The 5,645-nt window shown below is 63.2% G+C and carries 5 protein-coding genes and 1 pseudogene; 5 read left to right on the forward strand and 1 reads right to left on the reverse strand.

What is annotated here, in order from left to right; all coding sequences use genetic code 11:
* The coding region (locus A5646_RS17380) for an FAD-binding oxidoreductase (RefSeq protein WP_197505225.1) at nucleotides 1–1,324 on the forward strand (1,324 nt) is incomplete at its 5' end.
* A 33-nt stretch (nucleotides 1,325–1,357) separates the two neighbouring features.
* On the opposite strand, the gene A5646_RS17385 is transcribed toward A5646_RS17380, so the two are convergent.
* On the reverse strand, nucleotides 1,358–2,173 hold the full coding sequence (locus A5646_RS17385) for a transporter substrate-binding domain-containing protein (RefSeq protein ID WP_231998352.1): 816 nt from the start codon (nucleotides 2,171–2,173) through the stop codon (nucleotides 1,358–1,360).
* Between the two features lie 477 nt (nucleotides 2,174–2,650).
* On the opposite strand from A5646_RS17385, the gene A5646_RS17390 reads away from it, so the two are divergent.
* The 4 genes and pseudogenes from A5646_RS17390 to A5646_RS29995 all read left to right on the forward strand — a co-directional run.
* Nucleotides 2,651–3,601, forward strand: a complete 951-nt coding sequence (locus A5646_RS17390; RefSeq protein ID WP_066871132.1) for a VOC family protein — start codon at nucleotides 2,651–2,653, stop codon at nucleotides 3,599–3,601.
* Nucleotides 3,602–3,694: 93 nt separating this feature from the next.
* Complete coding sequence (locus A5646_RS17395; RefSeq protein WP_067023008.1) at nucleotides 3,695–4,945, forward strand: cytochrome P450; 1,251 nt, start codon at nucleotides 3,695–3,697, stop codon at nucleotides 4,943–4,945.
* 263 nt (nucleotides 4,946–5,208) lie between these two features.
* Nucleotides 5,209–5,391, forward strand: a complete 183-nt coding sequence (locus A5646_RS17400; RefSeq protein ID WP_066871127.1) for a hypothetical protein — start codon at nucleotides 5,209–5,211, stop codon at nucleotides 5,389–5,391.
* Nucleotides 5,392–5,459: 68 nt separating this feature from the next.
* Nucleotides 5,460–5,645, forward strand: a pseudogene (locus A5646_RS29995) (hydroxyneurosporene methyltransferase); the annotation flags it as partial.

A 5,645-nucleotide genomic window follows, 5' to 3' on the forward strand; every position in this document is an offset into this window, starting at 1 on the left:
CGCGGCCGCCGCCGACCTGACGAGAGCGATCAATGCCACGCAAGTGCGGGTCCCCGGTGCTGCGCCGTTGATCTGGAATGCGGCGGCGCAGCATCGTCCGGCATTGATCGTGCGACCCGAGTCATCGTTCGACGTGCAGATAGCCATCCGGGTGGCGCGTGACCGCGGGATGCGGCTCTCGGTGCTCGGGGGTGGCCACGACTGGCTTGGTCGCGCTGTGTGCGACGGCGGTCTGGTGATCGACATGTCCGGGATGCGAAGTGTCACAGTCGATACCACGGTACCGGTCGCAACGGTGGGCGCGGGTGTCACAGCGACTGATTTGACCGACGCGGTCACGCCGTACGGGCTGGTTGCCGCCACCGGCAACTGCGGCGGCGTCGGTATGGCCGGCCTGACACTCGGCGGAGGTTACGGACCGCTCAACGGCCGGTTCGGCCTTGCCTCGGACAACCTGGTCGGTGCAGAGGTTGTCCTGGCGGACGGTCGAACCGTCGCAGCCGACGCGACTCACGAGCCGGAGCTGTTCTGGGCACTGCGCGGTGGCGGCGGCAACTTCGGGGTGGTCACCTCGATGCGCGTGCGGTTACATCCGCTGGACCGGTTGATCGGCGGGATGATCACCTTCCCGTGGTCGCAGGCCGCGACGGTGTGGCGTGGGCTCGGTGAGCTGTTGTCGACTGCTCCGGACGAGCTGACCGTGTTAAGTGGACTGCTTTGCGACCCAGGCGGAAATCCGGCGGTGTTCCTGGCCCCGGCCTTCAGCGGCGATCATCGTTGCGGCGAAGCCGCCGTCGATAAGCTCGTCAAGCTTGGAACTCCGCTGACCACACAGGTCGCGCCGATGACGTACCGCGAATGGCTGAGCCTGTTCGATGCCTGGAGCGTGCGTGGGCAGTGCTGGGCGATTCGCACCCGCACGGTCGCGGGGTACACACCTGGGGTGATCGATACGCTCCGCGAGGCCGGTCGGGCGCTGACCTCACCACCCAGCGGCATCGCCATCCACCACTGTCACGGCGCGTCGACGCGCGTCGCCTCGGACCAAACCGCGTTCGCAAACCGCCGCCCACACTTCGTCGTCGAGATTGTCGCTAGTTGGGAGACCGGGGATGGTGCTACTCACCGTGCGTGGGCCGACGCGGTGTCGGCGGCGCTTGCGCCTCACGCCCAACCGGGCGGCTATGCCAACCTGTTGGGACCCGATGACCACGAGCAGGTCGCGAATGCCTACGGCGAGAACGCCGTCCGACTCGCCGCCGCGAAAGCGCGGTACGACCCCGACGGCGTCTTCACCGCCATTCCGCTTCCCAGCGTCGGTTAGAGGAGGGCTCGAGTGTCGATCGGCCCGCAAGAATCATGGCCCGATTAGCGCACCCAGGTACCTCTGGCTTAGCGCTGCGTAGGTTCCGTCGTTCTGTGCGATGTTGAGCCACAGATTGATCCATTGCTGCACGTCCGTGGCGGTTCGAGGAATGAGATAGGCCTTTTGTTCGAACGTGAACGGATGGTCCAGACTCTGACCGCAGAGCTGCGGATCCTGGCCTGTCTGCCAACGGATCTCACTGGCATCGGTGATCATGACATCGGCGGCGTCGTTAGTGATTTGGCCGAAGATGGTGTTGTTGTCCGGATAGTTCACCACGTGCGCATTGTGGAGGTGGCCGTTGTCGAATTCGGCATTGGTACCACCGGGGTTGACGACCACGCGGACACCCGGGCGGTCAATGTCGCTCAGGGTCTGGAACTTTGATGCCTCAGCGCAACGGACGATGGCCGCTTTTCCATCGCGTAGGTAGGGAGCGCTGTAGATCGCATGCTCGGCGCGGTTGAGCGTGATGGTGATTCCTCCCATCGCCACATCGCACTTGTTGCCCAGATCGTTGACAACACTTGCCCACGTGGTCGGCACCGTGTCCAGCCGGACTCCCAGTCGAGTGGCCATGTCGTGGGCCATGTCGATGTCGAGCCCACTCCAGATGCCCTGTGCGTCACGATACGTGAATGGGCGGTAGTCGCCGGTACTGCACACACGGACCGTGCCGCGCTGCAGAATTTGTGGCAATCCGACGGACGCCGGCGTGGCTGTCGATGACGTCGTAGTCGGTGAGTCACACCCCGCGGCGAGCGCGGCCATGGCGACCAATACAGGAATCGCGACCAACCCGATCATGATCGCCCGCCCCGTCATTGGGGAAGTGCCGACGCCCCTAGCCATTCGCCTTACCACCAGAATCACTCATCATGAATGCTCCTCAATGACCTGACAGCCCCTTCTGGGATCCGTCCTGGTACTCCTTGAGCGCCAATCTATTACCCCAGCCTAGAGCTCGGGCGCTGCCCCTATCGCCACACCGTCAAACGGTGACCGGCCGGTAAAGCCCACTCAGTGGGCGCAGGTTAGCCGCTGGGCGCGTTGCTTTTTAACGTCGCAGGTGTGACAAAGAACAGATCTGGCCACACTGCTCATTGCGGTTGGCCCGAGGCGGTATCAGCTGCGCTTCCGCAGCATGTGCTTCCCGGCGGCTACGCCAACATGTCTATGCCCGATGGCCCGATCAGACCGCAAACGCTCACGGCGAGAACGATGTCCGAAGCGGCTTTCCGCTTCCTGGGGGCCCGATGACCACCCGCCGGCGGGAGAGCTCGAATGTCGTACATCATCGATAGTCACCACATCACCATGTCGGTGAACGGGGCCCAGGAGGATGTTGACTTTCACGTCAAGGTGCTGGGTCTGCGGCTTATCAAACGGACGGTGTTGTTCGACGGCACGATCCCGATCTATCACCTGTATTACAGCAACGCCAACGGCGACCCGAGCGCGGTGCTCACCACGTTCCCGGTTGGCCAGGCCGGGATCTGCGGGCGACGTGGTACCAACCAAGCACGTGAGGTATTGCTCGCCGCTCCCGCGGGTTCGCTGAACTACTGGTCCTCCAGGTTGCAGGAACGGACCGCGGACGTCCGGGACGCGACCGTGTTCGATCGCCGCCGCGTCCTGTTCCGGCATCCGTGCGGGATCGAGTACCAGCTGGTCGAGGTCGTCGACGACCCTCGTCGGGGTTACACCGGCAACGGTGTGCCCGAGGAGTACGCCATCCACGGGATTTACGGTGTAGGCGTACACGTGACGGGGCCGGACACCGCAGTCGAGTTCGCCGCCAACCACCTTGGTGCTCGCGAGGGTTTGACCGAAGGTGACCGTTTTGCGTTGGAGGCCGGTAAGTCCGGGTTCGGCGGTGCGGTCGAGCTTGTCGTCAATCGCACAGATGGGCCGGGCACGTGGACCTATGGTGCCGGAACTATTCACCACTTCGCTTGGAACGCAGACACTCTCGAAAACCAGAGCGACCTGAAACTCGAGATCGAGGGTGCCGGCTACACAGATATGTCCGAAGTTCGAGACCGCAAGTACTTCAAGTCGGTCTACGTCAGATCACCCGGCGGCGCCCTTTTCGAACTGGCCGTGACACACAATGACGGTGGCTGGGACTGCGACGAGTCGCCGCAGGAGCTGGGCACGCGGTTCCAGCTGCCGGAGCAATTCGAGGCGCGGCGCGAGGAGATCCTAGGCCGCCTCGAGCCGATCAGGTTCTGAGGATGCGTCGAAGCGAGGACGGCCGCGCCTCGACGGCGGCGCATTGGGTCTTCATCTATCGAAGTTCTGACAACCCCGGAGTGAGGAATCCACATGAACGCACCCACAATGCATGACGCCACCAAAGTTCTGGCTGACCCATCGGCATACGCCGACGACGAGCGGCTGCACACGGGGCTACGGCAGCTGCGGGCAACCAATCCGGTTGCATGGGTGGACCATCCGCCGTATCGGCCGTTCTGGGCGATCACCAAGCACGCTGACATCATGGCGATCGAGCGCGATAATGACCTCTTCATCAGCGCGCCCCGCACAATGCTCACAGCCGCCGCCGTCGACGATCTGCGCAATGCAGAGCTAGACGCCGGGACCGGCATGCGCACCCTGGTCCAGATGGACGGCGCATACCACCGCAAGGTGCGCGCGATCTCCGCGAACTGGTTCCGTCCCGCGGCCATGCGCAACCTGAAGGCGCAGGTGGACCAGCTGGCCAAGCGCTGTGTCGACAAGATGTGCGAGATCGGACCTGAGTGCGACTTCGTCACCGACGTCGCAGCCGACTTTCCGCTCTACGTCATCCTGTCCCTATTGGGTCTTTCCGAATCCGAGTTTCCTCGGATGCGCACGCTTACCCAGGAAATGTTCGGCCGCGATGACGCCGAATACCAGCGAAGTCAAGGCCCCCAGGCCGTGCTCGCGGTGATGCAGGACTTCCTCAACTACTTCGCCGAGCTGACCGCGTCGCGCCGCCAGAACCCCACCGGCGACCTGGCCTCGGCCATCGCGAACGGGCGCGTCGACGGCGAGCCGCTCTCGGACGTGGACACCGCGTCCTACTACGTGATCATCGCCAGCGCCGGCCATGACACCACCAAAGACGCCATCTCCGGCGGGCTGCGCGCGCTCATCGAAAACCCCGGTGAACTAACGCGATTGAAGCAGGACCGCACGCTGATGCCGACGGCGATCGAGGAGATGATCCGGTGGACCACCCCGGTGAAGGAATTCATGCGCACCGCAACCGCCGACACCACGGTTCGGGGGGTCGACATCGCCGAAGGAGAGTCGGTGTATCTGGCTTACGCGTCCGGCAACCGCGACGAGGAGGTCTTCGACGATCCGTTCCGCTTCGACATCCGCCGCGATCCCAACAAACACCTGGCCTTCGGGTACGGCGTGCACTTCTGCCTCGGTGCCGCATTAGCGCGGATGGAGATCAACAGTCTCTACCGCGAACTGCTCCCCAGGCTGAAATCGATCGAGCTCGCAGGCGAGCCGGAATTGTGCGCGACGACACTCGTCGGTGGTCTCAAACACCTGCCGATCCGCTACTCACTGAAGTGATTTCGGCTCTGCCGATCCGTGACATAGAAGGGCCCACCATGACGAGATTTCCGGAGGATCACCCACTGCAGCCGCCCCTGGCGATGATAGTGCGGCAAGCATGCGTTCACAGCTTCATCGCGATAGTGCTGGTCTTTATGGGCGCCATGCTATGGGCCGCGGCTTTCGGTGACATTCCAGGGTCCGCCAAGACCTTCCCACGTTGCGAGCAATACGACCTGGGGCCAACGGCTTCGGCCGGCCGACTCGATCGATGATCAACGATGACCATATCGCTGAGCGCGAGAATGGGTTTCGGCTCAATGCGTAATCACTATGTGTTGCCTGATTTTTCACAGTCGGCCGAATTGGACCGTCTTGTCCAAAACACCTTTCTGCGCCAACTCGTCCTCCACGGTCTCGTCACGGTCTTGCTGCTGGCAGCCGTTATCGCGATGAGCTGGTAGCCCTCACCGGTCCGGGCGGCGGGCGTGGCCGTGATTTTTGTCAACCAGAATGAGGAGGTTGGGAGACAATGCCATTGGATCCGCCGGCGTCATCGCCGGCGAAAGCGATGCAGGGGCTCATACTGGGCGCGTGGGTAGCGCAGACCATTACTACAGTTGCCGACTTGGGAGTGGCCGATGCGCTTGCCGACGGGCCACTGCACATCGATGAACTCGCCGACAAAGTCGGAGCCGATTCCGATGCGTTGCGCAGG

Source organism: Mycobacterium sp. 1245499.0 (genome assembly GCF_001673615.1).
Classification (GTDB): domain Bacteria; phylum Actinomycetota; class Actinomycetes; order Mycobacteriales; family Mycobacteriaceae; genus Mycobacterium; species Mycobacterium europaeum_A.

What these genes read in the sequence shown, in the direction of transcription:
- A5646_RS17385 (WP_231998352.1), bottom strand. Translation starts at nt 2,173, where the DNA reads ATGATCGGGTTGGTCGCGATTCCTGTATTGGTCGCCATGGCCGCGCTC.
- A5646_RS17390 (WP_066871132.1), top strand. Translation starts at nt 2,651, where the DNA reads ATGTCGTACATCATCGATAGTCACCACATCACCATGTCGGTGAACGGG.
- A5646_RS17395 (WP_067023008.1), top strand. Translation starts at nt 3,695, where the DNA reads ATGAACGCACCCACAATGCATGACGCCACCAAAGTTCTGGCTGACCCA.
- A5646_RS17400 (WP_066871127.1), top strand. Translation starts at nt 5,209, where the DNA reads ATGACCATATCGCTGAGCGCGAGAATGGGTTTCGGCTCAATGCGTAAT.